Below are 20,882 nucleotides of genomic sequence, written 5' to 3'. Positions count from 1 at the left end.
GGGCCTAATCACATCGAGGTGAAATTGATTAATGGAGGAACTTGCATGACAAAACAAAAATTGCTTTTATTAGATGGAAACTCATTAGCATACCGTGCCTTTTTTGCATTACCGCTGCTGACGAATGACAGTGGTATTCATACAAATGCAACTTACGGATTTACAACAATGCTGCAAAAAATTATCGGTGAGGAAAATCCGACACAAATGCTAGTTGCGTTTGATGCCGGAAAAACGACTTTTCGCCATGAATCATTTGGTGAATATAAAGGTGGACGTCAAAAAACACCGCCTGAGCTTTCCGAACAATTCCCTTATATTCGTAAGCTGATCGATGCATATAAGATTAAACGCTATGAACTGGAAATGTACGAAGCGGATGATATTATCGGAACGTTGGCGAAACAGGCTGCCGGACAAGGAATCGAAGTTATCGTTGTTTCAGGAGATAAAGATTTAACGCAGCTCGCAACAGAGGATGTTACTGTATATATTACACGTAAAGGGATTACTGATATTGAAAAATATACACCGGCCCATATTGAAGAAAAGTACGGACTGACACCGGAGCAAATTATCGATATGAAAGGGCTTATGGGCGATCAATCGGATAATATTCCGGGAGTTCCGGGCGTTGGTGAAAAAACAGCGATTAAATTATTGAAGGAACACGGTACGATTGAGAAACTATATGAAGCGATGGATTCATTGAAAGCATCGAAAATGAAAGAAAAGCTGGTAGATAATGAAGAAATGGCCCATTTGTCTAAAAAGCTTGCGACTATTCATACAGATGCCCCGATTACCATTACACTCGATGATTTAGCGTATTCAGGTCCGGATGAGGAAGCGCTTCTTAACGTCTGGCAGGAGCTTGGGTTTAAATCTTTAATCGAAAAAAGTGATTTTGAAGCAGTAGAAACAGAACAAGCTGAACTCGTATTTGAAAATGTGGAGCATATTACGGCTGATATGCTCAAAGATACGATGGCTATTCATCTGGAGCTGGAAAATGAACATTATCATAGCTGTAATGCCCTCGGTTTAGCATTAACAGATGGGGAACGTACTGTTTATACAGCAATTGATCATGTTGTTGATAATGCGGAGTTAAAAACATGGTTGGAAGATGAAACAAAGAAAAAGTATGTGGCTGACAGTAAAGCGACACAAGCGATGCTCCATCGTTTAGGAATTGAACTAAAAGGAGTAGAGTTCGATTTATTGTTAGCTTCGTATATTGTAAAGCCGTCGATTTCAGGTGATGATGTTGCAACACTTGCAAAAGAATTCGGTTATCATGATGTACAAGCCAATGAAACGGTGTACGGAAAAGGGGCAAAGTGGATCGTTCCTGGTGCAGATCATGTAGCAGAGCATGTAAGCCGAAAAGCCGTAGCGGTATGGAAATTGCAGCCGGTTTTAGAGAAAACATTGAAAGAAAACGAACAGTTTGAATTATATAAAGAACTAGAGCTTCCGCTTGCACATATTTTAGGGAAAATGGAGAGCGAAGGGATAACAGTCAATATCGATACATTGCGACAAATGGGCGATGAACTGAAGGCAAAGCTTGAAGTGATGGAAGCGACAATTTATGATTTGGCAGGCGAGAAGTTTAATATCAATTCGCCGAAGCAGCTAGGTGTTATTTTATTTAATAAACTGGGCTTACCTGTTATCAAAAAGACGAAAACAGGATACTCAACAGCGGCCGATGTGCTGGAAAAGCTGCAGTCCGAGCATGATGTTGTCAAGCATATTCTGGAATACCGGACACTTGCAAAACTGAAGTCTACTTATATTGAAGGGTTGATGAAAGAGGTTCATGAAGCGGATTCCAAAGTGCATACACGTTTCCAGCAGGCATTAACTTCAACGGGACGTTTAAGCTCAACAAACCCGAATTTACAAAACATCCCGATTCGTTTGGAAGAAGGACGCAAAATCCGAAAAGCATTTGTTCCATCGAAAAAAGACTGGATTTTGTTTGCGGCAGACTATTCCCAGATCGAGCTGCGCGTACTGGCTCATATGTGCGGTGATGATGCGCTTGTGGAGGCATTCCAGCAAGGAATGGACATCCATACACGTACGGCAATGGATGTGTTTAATCTTGAAAATCCGGATGATGTGACAAGCCTAATGCGCCGCACAGCAAAAGCTGTAAACTTTGGTATCGTCTACGGGATTAGTGATTACGGCTTATCACAAAGCCTTGATATTACACGTAAAGAAGCTGGGATTTTTATCGAAAACTATTTGCAAAGCTTCCCGGGTGTAAAAAACTATATGGACACAAGTATTGAAGAAGCGAAGAAAGCAGGCTTCGTTACAACGATTTTAAATCGACGCCGCTACTTGCCGGACATCACAAGTTCGAACTTCAACTTAAGAAGTTTTGCGGAGCGTACTGCGATGAACACACCGATCCAGGGAAGTGCAGCGGATATTATTAAAAAAGCAATGATTGACATGAATGCCCGACTTGAACAAGAAGGATTACAGACAAAATTATTATTACAAGTACACGATGAGCTTATTTTTGAAGCACCAAAAGAAGAAGTTGAAATTTTAGAACGTATCGTACCAGAAGTGATGGAAAATGCAATTAAGTTAAGTGTGCCGTTAAAAGTGGAGTTTTCATATGGTCCTACATGGTACGATGCGAAGTAAGGAGTACCATTTATGCCGGAATTACCAGAAGTAGAAGGGGTCGTACGTGATCTACGGCCAATCGTAGAAGGGAAGACGATCGAATCTGTCTCTTTATCGGATGTCGTTTATACTTCGCATGAAGCAGGCAAACAGGCGATTGTAAAAAATGCAAAGCCTGCTCAATTTGAATTATTAGTACGGGATATGACAATCGATAAATTGGAACGCAGATCGAAATATATATTTTTTCACCTTGAGAAAAATGATGAACGTTTTATATTGGTGAATCATTTAGGGATGAGTGGAGCCTGGTTTATAGTAAATGATGTGCTGGAGATTACGGAAGAAAAGTTCCGGAAGCATATTCATGCGATATTTACATTGGCAAGCGGAGAATTGCTTGTGTATGCGGATATCCGCCGTTTTGGGGAACTGCGTTTTATTAAAGAGATTGCTGATCATCCTCCATTGCTAAAAATGGCGCCTGAGCCTTTTGATGAGATTGCCTGTGATTTTTTCCTTATGCAAAGTGAAAAACCAAAATTCGCAAAAAAACCGATTAAAGAAGTCATCATGGATGGTCAGGTGATTTCCGGTTGCGGCAATATTTATGCAACCGAAGCCTTGTTCAAAATGCTTATTCATCCGGGGAAAACAACGAGTGAATTAAGTCGTGAGCAAAAGACGATGCTCTTTCACGTCATTTGTGATGTATTGCAGGAAAGCATTGATTCGGGCGGATCTACAATTTCTGATTATCGCAGTATTAACGGGGGTGCGGGAACAATGCAGCACCGACTGAAAATGTATGGGAAAAAACAATGTGTTGTATGTGAAACAAATACAGAGTCGCTCGTCATCGCGGGCAGAACATCAACATATTGTCCGCAATGTCAAAAGTAAAGGGGAATTGCAGTGATTATTGGATTAACAGGTAGTATTGCCAGCGGAAAAAGTACCGTTGCAAAGATGATTGAGTCATACGGATTGCCGATCGTTGATGCCGATGTAGTCGCACGACAAGTAGTCGAGCCTGGTACACCGACATTAAAAAAGATTGCAGAAGCATTCGGACCGGAAGTCATTGCACAAGATGGTTCAATGGACCGTGTGAAAGTCGGGAGTATGATTTTTCATAATGAAGAAATGCGGAAAACGTTAAACAGTATCATCCATCCGGCTATTCGTGAAGAAATGCTGCGTCAGCGTGATGAATTTATCTCGTTCGGCGAAAAAAATATTTTCATGGATATTCCGCTACTATTCGAAAGCAAACTGGAACATTTCGTGGAAAAAATTATTGTCGTTTCTGTAAAGAAAGAGGTACAGCTCCAGCGCTTGATGGAACGAAACGGTTTTTCGGAAGAAGAGGCGAGTGCCCGAATTGCGACACAGATTCCAGTCAAAGAAAAAGAACAGTTAGCTGATGCGGTTATTCATAACAATGGAACGCTGGAAGATACAGCGATTCAGCTTCAAAATATTTTGTATGAGTGGAATGTATTGAAGTAAAATAATACCTCAACCAATTTAATTAAAAAGTTGGTTGAGGTTTTTATTTTAAGGGTATGTATTATCTGAAAATAACAAATTTAATTAAGTGGATTAAATATGTTCAACTTTTTATAATATGTGTTATACTAATCAACGAATAAATAAAACGAATGAATCGTACTTTTAGGAGGATTTAAATAATATGACAGTTTCTATTGCAATTAATGGTTTTGGCCGCATTGGTCGTATGGTGTTCCGACAAGCAATGATGCGCGGTGACGTGAATATCGTAGCAGTGAACGCAAGCTATCCATCTGAAACGTTAGCACATTTAATTAAGTATGACACAAATCATGGTGTTTTCCCGGGAACTGTTGAAGCAGTCGAAGGTGCTTTAATTGTAAATGGCAAACGTGTTGAATTAGTTAGTGAACGTGATCCGTTAAAATTACCATGGGCACAAATGGGTGTCGATATCGTTATTGAAGCGACTGGTAAATTTAATGACCGTGAAAAAGCAGCAAAACATATTGAAGCTGGCGCGAAAAAAGTTATTTTAACTGCTCCTGGTAAAAATGAAGATATTACGGTTGTTTTAGGTGTAAATGATGATAAATTGGATTTAACAAAGCATGATGTCATCTCAAACGCATCTTGTACAACAAACTGTTTAGCTCCTGTAGCTAAAGTATTAAACGATGAGTTCGGTATTGTAAACGGTTTAATGACAACGGTTCATGCTTATACAAACGATCAAAACAATATCGATAATCCACATAAAGATTTACGTCGTGCACGTAACTGTGGATCATCAATTATCCCGACTTCAACTGGTGCAGCAAAAGCATTGCGTCTTGTATTACCGGAATTGGACGGGAAAATCCATGGTATGGCATTACGTGTGCCAACACCAAACGTTTCTTTAGTTGATTTAGTAGTAGATGTAGAAAAAGACGTGACGGTAGAAGAAGTAAATGCGGCATTTAAAGCGGCAGCTGAAGGAAAAATGAACGGTATTTTAAACTTCTCTATGGAGCCATTAGTATCGTCTGACTACAATACAACAACATACTCATCTACAGTAGACGGTTTAACTACAATCGTATTAGGTGACCGTAAAGTAAAAGTGATCGCTTGGTATGATAATGAGTGGGGTTACTCTGCTCGCGTAGTAGACTTAACAAAGAAAATTGCAAATGAATTAGCAGCAGTAAACGCATAATCGATTGCTGCATTAAGAGTCATTGATCCCTTCATAAAGGCACTGACACGAGTTAGAATGACAGAGAGAAAACCTTTTGCAGAAAGTAAATCATTTTTGCAAAAGGCTTTTTCTATTGTGTGAAGCAACGATGCACTATATAATTGAATGACTTTCCATTGGAAAATTTCAACGCGCGTGAAGCACTATTTCAAGCGCGTTGTTTTTGTTATAATAGAATTAAACTAACTTTTAGGAGAAATTATTATATGAGATGTCCAGCTTGTCAATACAACGGGACACGCGTTGTAGACTCAAGACCTGTTGATGATAATAAAGAAATTCGAAGACGTCGTGAATGTGAATCATGCGCCTTTCGCTTTACGACATTTGAAAAAATTGAAGAAACCCCGTTAATCGTTGTGAAAAAAGAAGGTTCACGCGAGGAGTTCAGCCGTGAAAAAGTATTGCGTGGTCTTATACGCGCGTGTGAAAAACGGCCGGTTGCATTAGAACAATTAGAAGAGATTGTTTTATCGATTGAAAAAGAATTACGCCGATTAGGCAATGCGGAAGTACGTTCGGAAGATGTCGGGGAAATGGTAATGGACCGACTAGCGAAAATTGATGAAGTAGCGTATGTACGCTTCGCATCTGTTTACCGCCAATTTAAGGATATTACGGTATTTATCGAGGAACTGAAAGAAATCATGACCCGTCAGTCAAATAACAAATAAGTGTTAGGAGGGATAAATGGTAATGATGAATCAGCTAAATCCATATGACCATTGTGAAATTCATTGCCCTCAAACTATCACTAGTGAGCATCAGCTTGCATTACAATTATGCTATCAGCCGATTATTGGTGTTGAAGCTACTGCACTATATTTAAAGTTATGGGTTGAAACACAACAACATGAAAAGCCAACTTGTTTTCATAGCAACCTGCTCGATTCATTAAGTTTTAAACCGAAGCAATTACTAGAGGCAAGAATAATATTAGAAGCAATTGGTTTAGTGAAGTCCTTTGAGAAGATGATGGATTCACATAAATCGATGAAGTATATTTTATATCCGCCATTAACTGGCCATGACTTCTTTGACGATTCCATTCTTTCTGTAGCACTTTTACGTAAAATCGGCCGCGAACAGTATGAATCATTACGAAATAAATTAGCTAAGCATGATATTTCCTTACAGGGGTACAAAGATGTAACATGCAGCTTTAATGATGCATTTGTTGCGATAACGGAATCTGAGCTAAAGCAAGTAATGCAGGAAAATAAGGGTTCTGTTAATGAACGTTCAAAAATGTCGTACCCGTTTGAGTATGACTTATTTGATTTTAAGAGCTTCATGATGGGCATGAGCCAAAACTTAATCCCGAGTAGATTATTCACGCTCGATATAAAGATTGCCATTGCTAAATTAGCTTTTATGTATAATTTCTCAGTGACGGATATGCAAAGAATCGTCTTACTGGCATGGGATACAGATGAAGGACTTACGAAAAAAGAGCTTGAAAAACGCTGTGAGGAATACTACCAGCTAAACGTAGGTGTGGCGAAACCAAAGCTGATCAAAAAACAGGACATTTTCCGTTCGGTGGAAGTAATCAACACTGCTCCAGCAAAAGCACCGCAAAATATTAACGATAAAGAAGGTTTAATCGAGTATTTGGAAAAAACTTCACCGATTGAAGTTTTCCAAAAATTTAACGGCTATTTGCCGCCGGAATCCATTGTAATGGAATTTAATCATTTCATTAGAAAAGGGGTTTCTTACGGCACCTTGAATGTTTTGATCCATTATATTTCAATGAATGACGAACTAAATTACAATAAGAACTTTATGAAGGTAGTCATGAATAACTGGCTGAAAAAAGGTGCGAAAACAGCTGAAAATACGATGGAAATTGCAAAAGTTGAACATAGCTACCGTGATCGTAAATCGAAAAACCTATCGCAAATTACGGTTACGAAAAACGATTTAAATAAAACGGAAGAAAATAATAACTCGAAAACCGATTCTCCTGATTCAGCGCTAGTCGATTATAAAAATTCTACACCTTATCAGTATTTGCTGATTTTGACTCATGGTGAAGAACCATTTTCAGGGCATATAAAAATAGCAGAATCGCTTTACAGTTCTTATGATATCCCGATAGAAGTGGGAAACGTCATCATTCGTCATGTGTGGGACTCGACAAAAGGCAACTTGCCGGAATCATTTGTTGAAGCTTTGGCATCTGAAATCCGGTACAATCAGATTAAGACAGCCGAGCAAGCACTGGACTATATTGAAAAGAGAAATGAACGCAACCTTATTAAAGTGACAGAAGACTATTTAACAGTAGATGACCAGTCAATTCACTATGATAAAACGGTTCCTTATTATTTCCTGAAGTCATTGTATAAAGGGAAAAAACCGGTGAAGTTTATTGTCGATTTAGCCGAGGAACTCGTATTGCAGCAAGGTCTTTCGGTAGGGGCAGTCAATGTGCTGATGGAATATGCCTATAATGAGAGCAATGGGAAACTGACGAAAAACTTTGTGCAATCTATCGCCGGAAATTGGATGTTAAATCCGCCGGCCAATGCATTAGAAGCGCTTCGTATTGTAGAAGAAAGCGATGGAACTCAACTCAAAGCATCAAAAATTACGATGGATACTCCGCTTGCCTTTAAAGTTACCGTTAAGGATATGTCAAAATGGATTCCGGCTTTCGATGAAACGTTGCCGTATGATTTCATGAAAAATTTGCTTAACGGAAAAGAACCGGTTGAAATGTTAGTGAAGCAAGTGGATGACCTTGTTTTAAAACACGGTATAAAAGTCGGTGTTGTCAACGCCATTCTAGAATTTATATTAACGAATAAAACGAGCCGTTTCGGACGTAACCAAATTCAGACACTTGCTTTGAATATGCAACTGAAAGACATCTTGTTGGCTAAAGACGCACTTGCTTACATCGAAACGAATTATAAAGAAAATAAAGTAGACGTGAAAATTACCGAGCAGGATTTACCGAAATATTATCCTCAGGATTATGTGTTTACACCGGAATTGGCCCGCTATGAAAAAGCGACGCCATATGCATTTACAAAAGAATTAAACGATGGTCATGAGCCTTTTGCATATGTTGTCTCAACAGCGGAAAAATTGATTTTGCATTACAAGATGATTCCGGCTGTCGTCAATTACATGCTCGAATATGTAATGGAAAAAACAGAAGGTGCATTGCCTGAAAAATATATTAACAGTGTCGCAAATACTTGGCGCAACAATAAAATTCAGACGATAAAACATGCAAAAGTTTATATTGATATGCAAGAGAAGAAAAACAAACAGCGCGGGGCAAGAAAAGTTGGCGTAGTTCCGGATTGGTTTAAAGAAAAAGATCAGGAATCGATGCAACCAGCTAATTCCGGGAATACTCAAAACCAGATTGATTTTGAAGAGCAGCGCAAAAAATTATTAGAGCAACTAAATAGTGATTAAAAAGCAGGTGAGTACAATCGAACCAATAAAAGATTCGCTCAATAAAATAAATATCCCATCTTTTGAGCAAAAATATAATGAATTAAAAAACCGTGTCCTTTCACACCCAAGTGTAAAACAGTTTATGGAAGACCATAATATGACGGAAAACTCGGCTGTTATTCAATATGGCATGACAACTCTTTTTGAATTTGTGGAACAAAAACACACTTGCTGTGGAGCAGGTTCTACCGCGCAATGCCAAAATTTCTATAAAGGCCATGTTCCGCAATTAATGCTTTCGAATGGTCAGATTAATATCATTTACAAAAAGTGCGAACAAATGCTTAAAGAAGATGACCAGCGTGAACTGGCTTCCATGATGAAGACGATGTATATGCCGAAAGATGTCCTGAAGGCAGACTTTAATGAAATGGATATGAACGATAACTCCCGCATGGCAGCGACCCAGTTTATGGTTGAGTTTAGAAAGCAATACCGCGAGACGAAGGAGCTTCCTGCAAAAGGGCTGTATTTATACGGAACATTTGGTGTTGGGAAAACCTATATTTTAGGTGCGATTGCAAATGCTTTATCGAAAGAACGTATTCAAACGTTATTAGTATATATGCCGGAATTCATCCGTGAATTAAAGTCGTCGGTAACAGAAGGATCGATTGAACAAAAAATCGACTTTGTAAAAAAAGTGCCGGTATTAATGCTTGATGATGTTGGCTCTGAGCCGATTTCTACATGGACAAGAGATGAAATTATCGGATCGATCCTGCATTACCGTATGGCAGAAAAATTGCCGACATTTATCTCTTCAAATTTCAATTACAAACAGTTGGAAGAACAATGGTCCGTAACAGAACACGGGGCAATAGATGAAATGAAATCGGGCCGTATTTTACAACGGGTCCAAGCATTAACGACACCGCTTGAGATTACCGGAACAAACCGCAGAAAATAAAATATTAAAAGTTTTATTTTTCAATATTGCTTTTCTCCAAAATCGAGCGTATACTTTGTACGTAAATAAACAATAAATGCATTGAAAAGGACAACAAGTTTAACGAACTGGCTTTTAGAGAGGGAAGACACGGCTGCAAGCTTCCTAGCACAAGCGTTATACTTTACTACCTTCGAGCAGTGACGGGGCCAATCCGTCATCGTTTCTCAGTACGTTAACTGACCGAGAGCTTCTGATTCGTTTAACGAAGAAGGAAGAAGGGTGGCACCACGAGCATACAGCATCGTCCCTTTGTTGGGACGGTGCTTTTTATTTTGCCTATTTTGCTTATCATTTTGAAATGAGTATTTTATTGATGATACGTAAAAATATAGTTAGTCGGAGTGAAGGGCGAGGACTCCTGCGGGAACAGCACGACGCCTGAGACTACAGGCTCAGGCCGTGCCCGCGGAAAGCATTCGCCCGTAACGGAGACTAACGGATAAGTAAATGGATATTTTGCCACAATAATATTAAGGAGGACAACAACATGTCAGAAATGATCAAATTAACATTCCCGGATGGCGCAGTAAAGGAATTCGCCAAGGGAACATCTACATTGGACGTTGCAGGTTCAATCAGCCCAGGACTTAAAAAATCAACATTAGCAGGTAAAATCAATGGCACATTAATCGATGCAAAAACAGGGATCGAACAAGACGGTGCAATCGAAATCATTACAAACAAATCAGACGAAGCATTAGAAATCCTTCGTCACTCAACTGCCCACTTAACAGCACAGGCAGTAAAACGTCTATACCCAGACGTAAAATTAGGTATCGGTCCAGTTATCGATTCAGGCTTCTATTATGACATCGATTCACCAACACCGATTACTGCAGAAGATTTACCAGCAATCGAAAAAGAAATGAAAAAGATCATTTCTGAAAACATCGAAATCGAACGCAAAAACGTTTCTCGTGATGAAGCACAGAAAATCTACGAGGAAGTTGGCGACGAGTATAAATTAGAACTACTTGAAGCAATTCCAGCTGATGACCAAGTATCAATTTACTACCAAGGCGATTTCTTTGACCTTTGCCGTGGTGTACACGTACCATCTACAGGCAAATTAAAAGAGTTCAAACTATTATCATTAGCTGGTGCATACTGGCGCGGTAACTCAGACAACAAAATGCTGCAACGTATTTACGGTACTGCATTCTTCACAAAAGATGAGTTAAAGCACCATCTTCAAATGCTTGAAGAAGCAAAAGAACGTGACCACCGTAAGATCGGTAAAGAATTGGATTTATTCATGACTAGCCAAACTGTTGGTCAAGGGTTACCGCTATGGTTACCGAACGGTGCAACAATCCGCCGTACGATCGAACGCTACATCGTAGACAAAGAATTATCTTTAGGTTACAAACACGTATATACACCAGTGCTTGGCTCGAAAAAACTGTATGAAACATCAGGTCACTGGGAGCACTATCAAGACGGCATGTTCCCTCCAATGGAAATGGACAATGAAACACTTGTTTTACGTCCAATGAACTGTCCTCACCATATGATGGTATTCAAAAACGGTCTGCACTCTTACCGTCACTTGCCAATCCGTATTGCGGAGCTTGGTACAATGCACCGTTATGAAATGAGTGGAGCGGTATCTGGATTGCAACGTGTACGCGGGATGACTTTAAATGACGCACACATTTTCGTACGTCCAGATCAAATTAAGGCAGAATTCAAAAAAGTAGTGGAACTGATTTTAGAAGTATATAAAGACTTCGATCTAAAAGACTTCTCATTCCGTCTTTCTTACCGCGATCCGAACAACACAGAGAAATACTTTGATGACGATCAAATGTGGGAAACTGCACAGGCAATGTTAAAAGAAGCAATGGATGAGCTTGGCTATGACTACTTCATCGCGGAAGACGAAGCGGCATTCTATGGTCCAAAACTTGATGTTCAAGTAAAAACAGCAATTGGTAAAGAGGAAACTTTATCGACTGCACAACTTGACTTCTTATTGCCACAACGTTTTGACCTTTCTTACATTGGTGAAGATGGGCAGCCACAACGTCCAGTAGTTATTCACCGTGGTGTTGTATCAACAATGGAACGTTTCGTAGCATTCTTGATCGAAGAATACAAAGGAGCATTCCCGACATGGTTGGCACCGGTGCAAGCGACAATTATTCCTGTATCAAACGCAGTGCACTATGATTATGCACGCGAAGTACAAGAAAAATTAGCAGCAGCTGGTATCCGTGTAGAAATGGATGACCGTGAAGAAAAACTAGGTTACAAAATCCGTGAAGCACAAATGCAAAAAATCCCGTACATGCTTGTACTTGGAGATAAAGAAGTAGCAGAAAATGCGGTTAATATCCGCCGTTACGGTTCAAAGGATTCAGAAACAATCAGCTTTGAACAGTTCCTTGCAGATATTACAGCAGAAGTGAAGAAATAATATGAAGAAGGCGGCCCTCATTTTGTGGGCCGCCTTTTTAGCTTTCGAAATGCAAGTTCCGTTTTTTCAATTTTTCTATTTCTTAGCATTTTTTAAATAAATGCATATAGTAGGAAATATAAAAGGAGTGAATGAATGTTTTATCATATAAAGGAACTGCAATATGAAGCCAAGCCGTGCAGACCGGATCCGGTTATGGCCCGTAAAATGCAGGAAATTCTAGGTGGTCAATTTGGAGAAATGTCGGTAGCGCTACAATACTTATTTCAAGGCTGGAATACGAGAGGCAATGAAAAATACCGTGACTTACTGATGGATACAGGCACGGAAGAACTTGCACATATTGAAATGATTTCGACAATGATTGCGAGATTGCTGGATGGTGTTGAGTCTGTAGCACTGGATGAGGCGGCAAAGGATCCACTGATCGCAGCAATTCTAGGAGGCAGTAATCCCCAGCATATAATTGTCACTGGTCTAGGGGCAGCGCCGAAAGATTCCAATGGGATACCATGGAATGCGGGCTATATTGCAGCAAGCGGAAACTTACTGGCGGATTTCCGTGCGAATCTGAATGCCGAATCCCAAGGGCGTTTACAGGTAGCGCGTCTTTATTATGAAACGGAAGATCCGGGTGTACGTGATATGTTTTCATGGCTGCTTGCTAGAGATACAATGCACCAAAATCAGTGGGTAGCTGCGATTAAAGAATTAGAGGCTCAGGAAAATATTGTTGTGCCGAGTACCTTCCCTAAAGAACTTGAAAAACGTGAAGTAGCCTATACATTATTCAACTTCTCCCGCGGAAATGAAAGTGCACACGGACGTTGGGCACATGGACCGAGTATGGACGGGGAAGGTGTCTTCAATTATGTGGAACACCCGCAGCCTTTTGCGCCGGCTCCTGTTTTACGTCCAGCACCACCAACTATTTTCGACACACCACCTAATATGATGTAAACAAAAAACTGTCCTCGACCTGTAGGTAATATAAGGTCGAGGACAGTTTTTATAGTAGATTATAATTTTTTGTCTACATCGATATCATGGTGTAGCGTTGTTGGCGGTACTGCCGGGTTCGGTACTTGTCCCATTGGTGCCGGGTTATCCAAGAAAACAAATTCCCCAGTTCCATCCGGTGCTGTACCTTGTGCCCACGGACCATTTTTAGAAGCTGTACCCTCAGATAAGCTCCATAGTTCATAAGCATGCGGTTGAGCTTCCAACTCGTCTTCCGGTGCGAATGAAGCAGGAACGACGACGCCTTTCTTTTCTTCAAGCTCTTTAATAGCTGCCATCCATTGATATTGGTGGTAACGGTCACGTGCCAGCATTTTTCTGAATACTGTACGTACACCTTCATCTTTTGTCATATGGTATAAACGCGCAACTTGTAAACGGCCTTGTGATTCTGCATTTAAGTTAGCGCGGAAGTCTGCAAGCAGGTTACCACTCGCTGCGATATAACCGGCATTCCATGGTATACCGTTAGAGTCTTTTGGAGTAGCCCCTAAACCACTAACAATTAAGTGCTGCGGATTGATGCCGCCCATAATTGAATCCATCATCGGATCTTGCGCAATTTTTTGCTGGTCATCAGGTGATGCACCATCAAGTAATTGACTAATTAAAGAACATAGCATTTCAACGTGACCGATTTCTTCGGTACCGATATCCATTAATAAGTCTTTGTATTTTTCTTCGCCACGACAGTTCCAACCTTGGAAAAGGTATTGCATCATGACACTCATTTCACCGAACTGACCGCCAAGAACTTCCTGAACTTGTTTCGCTAATAATGGATCTGGTCTTTCAACTTTTACCTCAAATTGTAATTCTTTTTGATGTCTGAACATATTAAAAAATTCCTCCTATCGATAAAATGTGAATCCTTAATTAGATACCACTAATTTTTTAAGTAAAACCTGGAAATGAAAATTAATTTCATTTATTTTAAAAAAAAAAGAGAAACAATAAAATTAATCATATAAAAATGCTTGACGTTACTTTAAGCTCGTGTTAAGATTATTTAGGTTATGAATACAAAAGTTTGAAAGTAGAGGCTGCCCGCTTCTCACCTGACAAGTGCTTTTATATAAGTTACGTGCAGGTATCAGAAACGTTGAATTGTTTTACGCATGAATGCGTATGCACATATAGCGGGCGGACATCTCAAATGTCCGTCCTTTTTGTTTGTAAAGACAAGAAGAACATATGGACATCACGCAGAGGTGTACCGTTCGACAGGGTTATACTTTACACCAACTCATGTATTCGCGACAAACACTTGGAGGTGGATTAATATTAGCAAAGACATGTATGTAAACGAAGGCATCCGCGCGCGCGAACTTCGTCTAATTGACCACAATGGTGATCAGCTTGGTCTAAAAACGCGTACAGAAGCGTTGGAAATTGCCGCTCGTGCTAACTTGGATCTTGTCCTTGTGGCCCCTCAAGCCAAGCCACCAGTCGCTCGTATCATGGACTATGGTAAATTTAAGTTTGAACAGCAAAAGAAAGACCGTGAAATTCGTAAAAACTCTAAAGTAATCGTAATGAAAGAGGTTCGTTTGAGCCCAACAATCGATGAACATGATTTTCAAACGAAATTACGTAATGCGATTAAGTTCCTTGAAAAAGGAGATAAAGTTAAAGCTTCAATTCGCTTTAAAGGTCGTGCAATCACACACAAAGAAATTGGTCAGCGTGTGCTGGATCGCTTTGCTGAAGCTTGTGCTGAAGTATCTACGGTTGAGCAAAAACCGAAGATGGAAGGCCGAAGCATGTTCTTAGTTCTTCAACCGAAGACAGAGAAATAATACGTATGTAGAAACAAGTTTAGGAGGAAATCGACATGCCAAAAATGAAAACTCACCGTGGAGCTGCGAAACGTTTCAAAAAAACAGGTACTGGTAAATTAAAATTTGACCGTGCTTATGGCTCTCACTTATTCGCTAACAAATCAACTAAAGCAAAACGTCACTTACGTAAAGCAAAAGTTGCAACTTCAGGCGATTTCAAGCGTATCCGTACATTATTAACTTACATGAAATAATCTTGACCGTTTAAAAGATTATTAAAAACAAAAATAAAATTAAGCATTCGAAAGAATTAGCAGGAGGTAATTACTATGCCACGCGTAAAAGGCGGAACAGTAACACGCGCTCGTCGCAAAAAAGTTTTAAAATTAGCTAAAGGTTACTTTGGTTCAAAACATACTTTATATAAAGTAGCTAACCAAGCAGTAATGAAATCAGGTCAATATGCATACCGTGACCGTCGTCAAAAGAAACGTGATTTCCGTAAATTATGGATCACTCGTATCAATGCGGCAGCTCGCATGAACGGTTTATCTTACTCTCGTTTAATGCACGGCTTAAAAGTAGCAGGTATCGAAGTTAACCGTAAAATGTTAGCTGACTTAGCTGTAACTGATGCAACAGCATTCGCTCAATTAGCTGAAGAAGCTAAAAAAGCAGTTGCTAAATAATTTTTGACCTTGTCAAAAACTATTTCTGTACTGAAAGCGTAAGCGACAGGTGCAAAATATTTAGTTGAAGCTATAATAAAGACTGATAGGGAATTGCTCCTTATCAGTCTTTTTTTGACTAGGGGGAATTCAGATGGAATTAGCAGCACTTTCATATGTTGCCGTTGTTTCACTCGTATTATGTGTATATATGTACATAGATAAAGAACGTGCCAAAAAGAAGGAATGGCGTATTTCCGAACGGACATTATTAACATTGGGCGTTCTGGGAGGGGCACTTGGCGGTGTTTTAGGAATGTACTTATTCCGTCATAAAACAAAGCATAACAAATTTGCATTTGGCTTTCCTTTACTTGGAGCGATTCATGTATTCTTACTCGTTCAGCTATTTTAATATCATTTTAAAGCATAGACTAAATAGGTCTATGTTTTTTTGTATAATATGGCAGATTATTCATTTGTTAGTTTAATAGTTGTAATTTATAATGAATTCAGTAAATTTAAAAACGGGGAGTAATGAAATGACGAAATATGAAGAGCAGTTGTCTTATTTACAAAAGCCAAATGAAGAGGAAATCCCGGATGATATACAGCAACTTTTTGATGAACAAGTTGAAAAGCAACTGGAGCAGAACGGTTTTGTAAATAATTTGTTTAAGATTCTTCCATTAAATGCGTTGCAGTATAAAGGTTTTTTGGAATTTAAATATTCCTTATTCGATGAAGAAACAACTTATTTGTCGTTAGCAGACAAGGAAATGATCGGACTTGTTGTCTCTTCGACGAATAATTGCAATTATTGCCTTACTTCACATAGTGATGTCCTCCGTGGAATAACAAAAAATCCGGGATGGGTGGACCAATTAACATACAATTACCGCTCTGCAAAACTTACGGAAAAGCAGCGTGCGTTATGTGATTATGCCTACCGGGTTACGAGATATCCAAATGAAATAACGACTAAAGAAGTTGATTTACTGCGTGAGGCTGGCTTTAATGATCATGAAATACTGGAAGCTGCGTATGTTGCCGGGTTCTTCAATTATACAAACCGCTGGGTAAGTACGATTGGAGCTGTCGCAAATCCCGGGCATTACGGACATAATCGATAAAAAGGATGCTGCAGTAAAATGCAGCATCCTTTTGGTTTATATGATAAAAAATAGGAGCATCATTACAACAACAATCGGAGTAAAAAAGCGGTATTTGATACGTTTCTTTGCCTGAAACCACTCATTTTCGTGAACAGACATTAGCTGGAAAAAAGGCGCTTGTCTAATTTCATTTACAATAGAGCTAAGCGCAACATTTAAACCGATGGAAGAAAATATGAGGACAACTACTTTTGCCCATAATGGTAGAACAAAGAGAAGGCCAATGCTAATGGCAATGAGTTGAATTGGCGATTTCAAATAACTCAGTTTTCTCAATATTGTTTTGTAAACTAAATTGTCGATCCGGTGTGTACTTAATGCTTTCTTTTTCGCAAGTAAAATAAGCGGCGGCTTCGTCTTAGCCGGCATATAGTAACGCATTTCCAGGCTAAATTGATAGATGCGTTTCATCCAACTGTAAAAGGCTTCATATTCCCAGCGTGTTTCAATTGTCCAGTAACGATTGCTTAGTACCATATTTAATAAACGTAGATGAACAACAACAAGCAGTATGAAAAACCCCCATAATGGCAAAATGAGCATAAAAATAATGAGTGCATGAACTATAAGTAGTAACGGCCATTTTGTAAACCAATTTTGATATCGATACTGGATACATATATGGAGTACGCTTATTATATTTAAAGCGAAAAGGACTTCCCAAAATGGAAATAGGATAAAGGGCGAAGCGAGCAATAACAGAATAACAAGTACACAGTTATATAGTAAAAATGAATAACTGTAACCCCATAGTTTGATTTGATGAATTTTTTTTCCCTGTTGTTTAAAAAATAACATATCCGCATCATATATATAAAGACGTAAAGATGGTTTAACTAAGAAAAAGCTTAATCCAAATAACAGTAGGAGTAACGGAATTGGCTGAAGTTCCAATACTTGAAAACTTTGAGCAATATCGCGATATAGGAAAAAACCGATAATGGTACTGGGTACTATAAGATAGAGGAGAACTGTCCAATCCGTAATTGATTTAATTAGTTTAAAATTAAATTGGTACGAGCGATAAAGGCGTTTTGTAAACATTATTGTAACCTGCCTTGCAATTCGTAAAAAATATCGAGTAAAGAAATAGGCTGTCCGACCATTTGTTGAAGTTCAGCCAAAGTACCCTTAGCTTGGATATTTCCTTCATGAAGAAGAATGTAATGGTCACAAAGCATTTCAGCCATTTCTAATTGATGTGTACAAAGTAAAAAGGATGCACCTTGCTGTTTACGTTCATCAATTAAAACCAGCAGTTCTCGCATAGCCCGTGGATCTAGACCCATAAATGGTTCATCAAGTATGTAAAGTGGCCGATCGATTAAAAAAGCCAACACAAGCATCACTTTTTGTTGCATCCCTTTTGAAAAATAAATCGGCAAATCATCCAGTCGCTGATCAATTTGAAACAGTGTAAGTAACTGATTGGCTTTATCCCAAAGTGTTTTGTCATTATATTCATCGATTAAAAATTGAAGATGCTCGCGCAGTGTGAAATGCTCATATAATAATGGGCGTTCTGGAACATAGCCGTAGGAAGGGATAGTAATTGTCCCTTCAAAATAAGGAATCACTCCGAGCATTGATTGAATTGTTGTACTTTTTCCTGCGCCATTGCCACCGATTAAACCGATGATTGTACTGGGGTGCATCGAAAATTCAATTTGTTCAATGCTTGTTTGATTTGGTGTATAACCTGCTTTTTTTTATATATACTTCCATAATATATCACCTCATCCATTTATACGGTGATGGAAGAAAAAGGTTTCAAAAAAGCGAACCTCTCAATTATGAGGTTCGCTATCTCCAGTTACTCTTTCATTAGTTGCTCAATCGGATTTTTCCAATTGATCGTGGCGTTTGGATAATTCATAAGAATTTCACTTTCCAAATACAAAAAATCTTCTTTCGTAAACCCTTGAAGTTTCATCGCATCATGGACAAAGACGAAAATACTGACGACTTCAAATGCATTGTCTGTCGTACCTAAATACTTTTCTCCTTCAAATAATGCTCCCTTATACGAAATGAAAAAGTTTTTCCGAATGTTTTTCACATCATCATAAAAATAATATTGTCCATTTTCATATGCCTCATCCAATTTACGCTTTGGGTCGATTAAGTAGCGTACCCCTCTATAAAATATGTAAATGATGAGAAGGATGATGGCAAGTCGTAACAAAATAGCCATGAAACTTCCTCCTTGCTTACGTTGATTCCCTCCTATACGATTGAGTAGTATAAAAAGTTTCATTTTATTTTGAAAAAGAGGGATGTTTTGATGCAATTTCATCAATTATTTGAAAAGCAGCGGAAACTAGATCTATTCATTGAAGAAAACCAACATGTACAGAAGGATGTATTTGCCGAAAAAGGGCTTGCATTATTAGTCGAACTAAGTGAACTTGCCAACGAAACGCGCTGTTTCAAGTTTTGGTCAACGAAGGGGCCTTCGGAAAAAACTGTCCTTTTAGAAGAGTTTGTAGATTCGATTCACTTTATGCTTTCACTTGGAAATATGCGCGGCTTTCAATTGAAGGAATGGCCCTATTTGAAAGAGAAGCAGGAGTTGACTGAAACCTTTCTTACTACGACACAGACGATTCTGACATTTCTGCAGCACCAAACTGAAGATAATTACAGGGCAATGTGGCAACAATACAGCATAATTGCGTACAACTTGAATTTTACAATCGATGACGTTTTGCAGGCATATGAATTAAAAAATGAAAAGAATTATGACCGACAACGAAATGGCTATTAATTTACATAAAGTCAAGAAACTATTTCACATTTCGAAATATTGTCGCTATAATAAAGATGAGTAATTATTAGGGGGAAACCACATGACAAAGCTCGATGCTACATTACAAATGTTCAAAGATTTAACAGATGCAAACGGCATTCCAGGAAATGAACGTGCACCACGTGAAGTAATGAAAAAGTATATCGCACCATATGCAGATGAAGTAGAAACAGATAACTTAGGCAGTTTAATCGCCAAAAAAGTAGGCGATGAAAACGGTCCGAAAATTATGGTTGCGGGCCACTTGGATGAAGTTGGTTTCATGGTGACACGCATCGATGATAAAGGGTTTGTGTTCTTCCAAACTGTAGGCGGCTGGTGGAGCCAAGTAATGCTTGCCCAACGCGTGACAATTACAACGCGCAATGGGGAAGAAATTATCGGAGTGATCGGTTCAAAGCCACCACATATTTTACCGGCTGATGTTCGTAATAAAGTAGTCGACATTAAATCAATGTTCGTTGATATCGGTGCCACTTCAAAAGAAGAAGCAATGGAGTGGGGCGTACGTCCAGGCGATATGATCACACCATATTTTGAATTCAACGTTATGAAAAACGAAAAGCATCTTTTGGCGAAAGCATGGGACAACCGAATTGGCTGTGCAATTGCAATCGATGTACTGAAAGCATTAAAAGACGAAAAGCATCCAAACATTGTTTATGGTGTCGGGAATGTACAGGAAGAGATTGGCCTTCGCGGTGCGAAAACATCATCATTTAAAGTGCAACCGGATATCGGTTTCTCTGTAGATGTAGGTGTTGCTGGTGATACACCTGGCGTGACACCGAAAGAGTCGACTTCAAAAATGGGCGCAGGTCCACAAATTGTCGTATATGATGCATCCATGGTATCACATACAGGTTTACGTGAATTTGTTTTAGATGTAGCTGACGAAGCGGGCATTCCATACCAGTTCGAAGCTATGGCTGGCGGCGGTACGGATGCAGGTTCAATCCATATTACAGCAAATGGTGTGCCATCATTGGCAATCGGTGTTGCAACACGTTATATTCACTCACACGCAGGTATCCTGCACCGTGACGATTATGATAATGCTGTGAAATTAATTGTAGAAGTAATTAAACGATTAGACCGTGAAGCAGTAAATAAAATTACATTTGAATAATCATGACTATTCTGCTTGGAAATAGAAAGCTAC

At 39.1% G+C, this 20,882-nt stretch carries 20 protein-coding genes; 16 read left to right on the top strand and 4 right to left on the bottom strand.

Annotated elements, in window-relative coordinates; all coding sequences use genetic code 11:
* Positions 1 to 45 precede the first annotated feature (45 nt).
* From polA to MKY51_RS12390, 9 genes are all read left to right on the top strand, one after another.
* Positions 46 to 2,676 carry a DNA polymerase I gene (gene polA / locus MKY51_RS12430; RefSeq protein WP_339172523.1) on the top strand — a complete coding sequence of 877 codons (2,631 nt, stop codon included), beginning with the start codon at positions 46 to 48 and terminating at the stop codon, positions 2,674 to 2,676.
* 12 nt (positions 2,677 to 2,688) lie between these two features.
* Positions 2,689 to 3,561, top strand: coding sequence for a bifunctional DNA-formamidopyrimidine glycosylase/DNA-(apurinic or apyrimidinic site) lyase (gene mutM, locus MKY51_RS12425; protein WP_339172521.1), 873 nt, complete (start codon positions 2,689 to 2,691; stop codon positions 3,559 to 3,561).
* Positions 3,562 to 3,573: 12 nt separating this feature from the next.
* On the top strand, positions 3,574 to 4,170 hold the full coding sequence (gene coaE, locus MKY51_RS12420) for a dephospho-CoA kinase (protein WP_339172518.1): 597 nt from the start codon (positions 3,574 to 3,576) through the stop codon (positions 4,168 to 4,170).
* 184 nt (positions 4,171 to 4,354) lie between these two features.
* Entirely contained in the window at positions 4,355 to 5,374 is a 1,020-nt protein-coding gene (locus MKY51_RS12415) for a glyceraldehyde-3-phosphate dehydrogenase (protein WP_339172515.1), read from the top strand.
* A 248-nt stretch (positions 5,375 to 5,622) separates the two neighbouring features.
* The gene (gene nrdR / locus MKY51_RS12410; protein WP_339172514.1) at positions 5,623 to 6,090 is read left to right on the top strand and encodes a transcriptional regulator NrdR; all 468 of its coding nucleotides are present in this window, start codon (positions 5,623 to 5,625) and stop codon (positions 6,088 to 6,090) included.
* Between the two features lie 22 nt (positions 6,091 to 6,112).
* Positions 6,113 to 8,854 (top strand): DnaD domain protein, encoded by a 2,742-nt coding sequence (locus tag MKY51_RS12405; RefSeq protein WP_339172512.1) that lies wholly within the window; start codon positions 6,113 to 6,115, stop codon positions 8,852 to 8,854.
* The gene (dnaI, locus tag MKY51_RS12400) at positions 8,847 to 9,806 is read left to right on the top strand and encodes a primosomal protein DnaI (RefSeq protein ID WP_339172510.1); all 960 of its coding nucleotides are present in this window, start codon (positions 8,847 to 8,849) and stop codon (positions 9,804 to 9,806) included. Before MKY51_RS12405 ends, dnaI begins: the two co-directional genes overlap by 8 nt.
* Positions 9,807 to 10,335: 529 nt before the next feature.
* Positions 10,336 to 12,267 carry a threonine--tRNA ligase gene (gene thrS / locus MKY51_RS12395; RefSeq protein WP_339172508.1) on the top strand — a complete coding sequence of 644 codons (1,932 nt, stop codon included), beginning with the start codon at positions 10,336 to 10,338 and terminating at the stop codon, positions 12,265 to 12,267.
* Positions 12,268 to 12,402: 135 nt separating this feature from the next.
* Positions 12,403 to 13,227 (top strand): manganese catalase family protein, encoded by an 825-nt coding sequence (locus MKY51_RS12390; RefSeq protein ID WP_339172506.1) that lies wholly within the window; start codon positions 12,403 to 12,405, stop codon positions 13,225 to 13,227.
* A gap of 59 nt (positions 13,228 to 13,286) precedes the next feature.
* Here MKY51_RS12390 and MKY51_RS12385 read toward each other — a convergent pair whose 3' ends face one another.
* Positions 13,287 to 14,123 carry a manganese catalase family protein gene (locus MKY51_RS12385; RefSeq protein WP_339172504.1) on the bottom strand — a complete coding sequence of 279 codons (837 nt, stop codon included), beginning with the start codon at positions 14,121 to 14,123 and terminating at the stop codon, positions 13,287 to 13,289.
* A gap of 459 nt (positions 14,124 to 14,582) precedes the next feature.
* Here MKY51_RS12385 and infC point away from each other — a divergent pair, with 459 nt between their 5' ends.
* From infC to MKY51_RS12360, 5 genes are all read left to right on the top strand, one after another.
* Positions 14,583 to 15,086 (top strand): translation initiation factor IF-3, encoded by a 504-nt coding sequence (infC, locus tag MKY51_RS12380; RefSeq protein WP_139377776.1) that lies wholly within the window; start codon positions 14,583 to 14,585, stop codon positions 15,084 to 15,086.
* Between the two features lie 35 nt (positions 15,087 to 15,121).
* Positions 15,122 to 15,322 carry a 50S ribosomal protein L35 gene (gene rpmI / locus MKY51_RS12375; protein ID WP_008407727.1) on the top strand — a complete coding sequence of 67 codons (201 nt, stop codon included), beginning with the start codon at positions 15,122 to 15,124 and terminating at the stop codon, positions 15,320 to 15,322.
* 75 nt (positions 15,323 to 15,397) lie between these two features.
* Positions 15,398 to 15,757, top strand: coding sequence for a 50S ribosomal protein L20 (rplT, locus tag MKY51_RS12370; RefSeq protein WP_079528354.1), 360 nt, complete (start codon positions 15,398 to 15,400; stop codon positions 15,755 to 15,757).
* A 133-nt stretch (positions 15,758 to 15,890) separates the two neighbouring features.
* Complete coding sequence (locus MKY51_RS12365) at positions 15,891 to 16,151, top strand: DUF1294 domain-containing protein (protein ID WP_251686520.1); 261 nt, start codon at positions 15,891 to 15,893, stop codon at positions 16,149 to 16,151.
* A 127-nt stretch (positions 16,152 to 16,278) separates the two neighbouring features.
* Positions 16,279 to 16,869 (top strand): peroxidase-related enzyme, encoded by a 591-nt coding sequence (locus MKY51_RS12360; RefSeq protein ID WP_339172499.1) that lies wholly within the window; start codon positions 16,279 to 16,281, stop codon positions 16,867 to 16,869.
* 36 nt (positions 16,870 to 16,905) lie between these two features.
* On the opposite strand, the gene MKY51_RS12355 is transcribed toward MKY51_RS12360, so the two are convergent.
* The 3 genes from MKY51_RS12355 to MKY51_RS12345 all read right to left on the bottom strand — a co-directional run bounded on the left by MKY51_RS12355 (position 16,906) and on the right by MKY51_RS12345 (position 19,105).
* Positions 16,906 to 17,955: an ABC transporter permease gene (locus MKY51_RS12355; protein WP_339172496.1), complete on the bottom strand. Its 1,050-nt coding sequence runs from the start codon at positions 17,953 to 17,955 to the stop codon at positions 16,906 to 16,908.
* Positions 17,955 to 18,578 carry an ABC transporter ATP-binding protein gene (locus MKY51_RS12350; RefSeq protein ID WP_339176630.1) on the bottom strand — a complete coding sequence of 208 codons (624 nt, stop codon included), beginning with the start codon at positions 18,576 to 18,578 and terminating at the stop codon, positions 17,955 to 17,957. Before MKY51_RS12350 ends, MKY51_RS12355 begins: the two co-directional genes overlap by 1 nt.
* 146 nt (positions 18,579 to 18,724) lie before the next feature.
* Positions 18,725 to 19,105 (bottom strand): sigma-w pathway protein ysdB, encoded by a 381-nt coding sequence (locus MKY51_RS12345; protein ID WP_339172493.1) that lies wholly within the window; start codon positions 19,103 to 19,105, stop codon positions 18,725 to 18,727.
* A gap of 90 nt (positions 19,106 to 19,195) precedes the next feature.
* Here MKY51_RS12345 and MKY51_RS12340 point away from each other — a divergent pair, with 90 nt between their 5' ends.
* Both MKY51_RS12340 and MKY51_RS12335 read left to right on the top strand, forming a co-directional pair.
* A complete protein-coding gene (locus MKY51_RS12340) occupies positions 19,196 to 19,678 on the top strand; it encodes a dUTP diphosphatase (protein ID WP_339172490.1) in 483 nt (160 codons plus the stop codon).
* A gap of 82 nt (positions 19,679 to 19,760) precedes the next feature.
* Positions 19,761 to 20,849 carry a M42 family metallopeptidase gene (locus tag MKY51_RS12335; protein WP_339172487.1) on the top strand — a complete coding sequence of 363 codons (1,089 nt, stop codon included), beginning with the start codon at positions 19,761 to 19,763 and terminating at the stop codon, positions 20,847 to 20,849.
* The last annotated feature ends 33 nt before the right edge of the window (positions 20,850 to 20,882 follow it).

The organism is Solibacillus sp. FSL R5-0691 (genome assembly GCF_037974225.1).
Lineage (GTDB): Bacteria > Bacillota > Bacilli > Bacillales_A > Planococcaceae > Solibacillus.
The sequence above is the reverse complement of the archived record's forward strand: the minus strand, read 5'-3'. Positions and strand labels throughout refer to the sequence as shown.